Here is a 2,690-nt window from a genome sequence, read left to right as displayed (position 1 = left end):
TCGGTGATCGCGCGGCAGGTCGAGTACTGGAAGCAGGCGTTGGCGGGGTTGCCGGAGCAGTTGGATCTGCCGGCTGATCGTGCGCGTCCGGTGGTGGCCTCGCATGCGGGTGCCTCGTTCGGGTTCACGCTCGAGGAGGGGTTGACCGGCCGGGTCGAGGCGTTGGCGAAGGCGCAGGGCGCGACGGCGTTCATGGTGGTGCATGCGGCGTTGTCGGTGGTGTTGGCGCGCCTGAGTGGCACCGCGGATATTGCGGTGGGTACGCCGGTGGCCGGGCGTGGTGAGGCCGCGCTCGACGATCTGGTGGGCATGTTCGTGGGCACGTTGGTGTTGCGGGCGCAGGTGGAGTCGGGGGAGTCGTTCACGGATCTGTTGGCGCGGGTGCGGGCGACGGATCTGGCGGCGTTCGAGCATGCGGATGTGCCGTTCGAGCGCCTGGTGGAGGTGCTCGATCCGGTTCGGTCGCAGGGCCGGCATCCGTTGTTCCAGGTGGCGTTGGCGTTCCAGAATTTGGGGCAGTCGTGGCAGGGGGCGCAGCAGGGGTCGGTGGAGTTGGCGGGGTTGACCGTTGCCGCGGTCGATTTCGATGCGCAGGTCGCGAAGTTCGATCTGCAGGTGACGGTGGTTCCGGGCGCCGACCGGTGGGCGGTGGATCTGACGTATGCCACCGATCTGTTCGACGAGGCCACGATCGTCTCGTTGGGTGAGCGTCTGGTGCGGGTGCTCGAGGCGGTGACCGTCGATCCGGCGCGGCCGGTGGGGGATGTCGAGGTCCTCGACGAGTCGGAGTGGGCTGCGCTGACGGGTGTGGCGGGTCCGGTGGTGCCTCGGGTGGAGACGTTGACCGAGATCTTCGGTCGCAATGTCGCGGGCCGTCTCGGCGAGCGGGCGGTCACGTGTGCGGATACGACGTTGACGTATCGGGAACTCGACGAGCGGTCGAGTGCTCTCGCGCGTGAGTTGGCCGGTCGGGGTGTTGGTCCGGAAAGTGTTGTTGCGCTGTCGTTCCCGCGTTCGTGGGAGATGGTGTTGTGTGTGTGGGCGGTCGCGAAGACCGGTGCGGCGTTCGTTCCGGTCGATCCGACGTATCCGTCGGACCGGATCGAGCACATGGTGGCCGATTCGGCGGCGGTGATGGGGATCGCGGCCGGGGCGGTGATCGCGGATCTGCCGTCGGCGGTGGCGTGGTCGACGCTCGGTGAGCTCGAGCGGGCCGCGGCCGATGCGGGGCGGTCGGTGGCGGCGGTCACCGACGCCGATCGCACTCGCCCGTTGCGGGTCGATCATGCCGCGTATGTGATCTACACGTCCGGGTCGACGGGCAAGCCCAAGGGTGTGGTGGTCACCCATGGTGGTTTGTCGGGTCTGGTGGACGAGTCGGTGCGGTTGTACGGGGTGCGGCCGGTCGATCGTGTGATGTCGATCTGTTCGCCGAGTTTCGATCCGTCGGTGCTCGAGTGGGCGCTCGCGGCCGCTGCGGGTGCGGAGCTGGTGGTGGTGCCGCCGGAGATCCTCGGTGGTGAGGAGTTGCAGGGGTATCTCGAGCAGCATCGGGTTTCGGTGGCGTTGATCACTCCGGTGGTGTTGGGGTCGATGGATCCGGCGGGGCTCGCCGATCTGCGTTTGTTGGCGGTCGGTGGTGACGCCCCGTCGACGGAGTTGGTGGGGTCGTGGGCTCCGGGTCGGACGTTCTTCAACGCGTACGGTCCGACGGAGACGACGATCGTGTCCACCCGTGGTGAGTTGTTCGCCGGTGAGCCGCTCACGATCGGTGGCCCGGTCGCGGGTGTGGGTGCGTTGGTGCTCGATGACCGGTTGCGTCCGGTTCCGGTGGGTGTGGCTGGTGAGTTGTATCTGTCGGGTGGGGCGTTGGCGCGGGGCTATCACGGTCGTGCGGGGTTGACGTCGGATCGGTTCGTGGCGAACCCGTTCGGTGGCGGCGGTGAGCGGATGTATCGCACCGGTGATGTGGTGCGGTGGACCGAGCAGTTGGCGATCGAGTTCGTCGGGCGGTCGGATTTCCAGGTGAAGGTGCGTGGTTTCCGGATCGAGCTCGGTGAGATCGATTCGGCGTTGACCGATCATCCGGGTGTGTCGTTCGCGACGACGGTCGGGCATCGGATGGCGTCGGGGCAGACGGCGTTGGTGTCGTACGTGTTGGCCGATGCCGGTGTCGATGCCGCGGCGATCACCCGGCACGTCGAGTCTTTGTTGCCGGGGTACATGGTGCCGTCGTCGGTGATGGTGCTCGACGAGATGCCGTTGACGGCGGTCGGCAAGCTGGACCGGAAGGCGTTGCCGGTGCCGGTGTTCGAGGCGGCGGTGTTCCGGGCTCCGGTCAGTGAGGCGGAGGTCCTGGTCGCGGGTGTGTTCGCGGAGGTTCTCGGTGCCGACGAGGTCGGTCTCGATGATGATTTCTTCGCTCTGGGTGGTAATTCGCTGGTCGCGACGCAGGTCGTTGCCCGGTTGGGTGCGGTCCTCGATGCGCGGGTGCCGGTGCGGATGTTGTTCGAGGCGTCGACGGTCGAGGCGCTCGCGGGCTCGGTGCAGGCGTTGGCCGGTGGCGGCGGCCGGAAGGCGTTGGTGGCCGGTCCGCGTCCGGACCGGATCCCACTCTCGCTCGCGCAGCAGCGGATGTGGTTCCTCAACCGTCTCGAACCCGAGTCCGCCGCCTACAACATCCCATTCGC

1 protein-coding gene is annotated in these 2,690 nt (G+C 67.7%); it reads left to right on the top strand.

What is annotated here, in order from left to right:
• A partial coding sequence (locus EF834_RS18010) for a non-ribosomal peptide synthetase (protein WP_127948649.1) occupies nucleotides 1–2,690 on the top strand: 2,690 nt, incomplete at both ends.

The sequence above is a fragment of the Rhodococcus spongiicola genome (genome assembly GCF_004011835.1).
Taxonomy (GTDB): domain Bacteria; phylum Actinomycetota; class Actinomycetes; order Mycobacteriales; family Mycobacteriaceae; genus Prescottella; species Prescottella spongiicola.
Note: the sequence above shows the minus strand (reverse complement) of the source record. Positions and strands in the feature narration are given on the sequence as shown.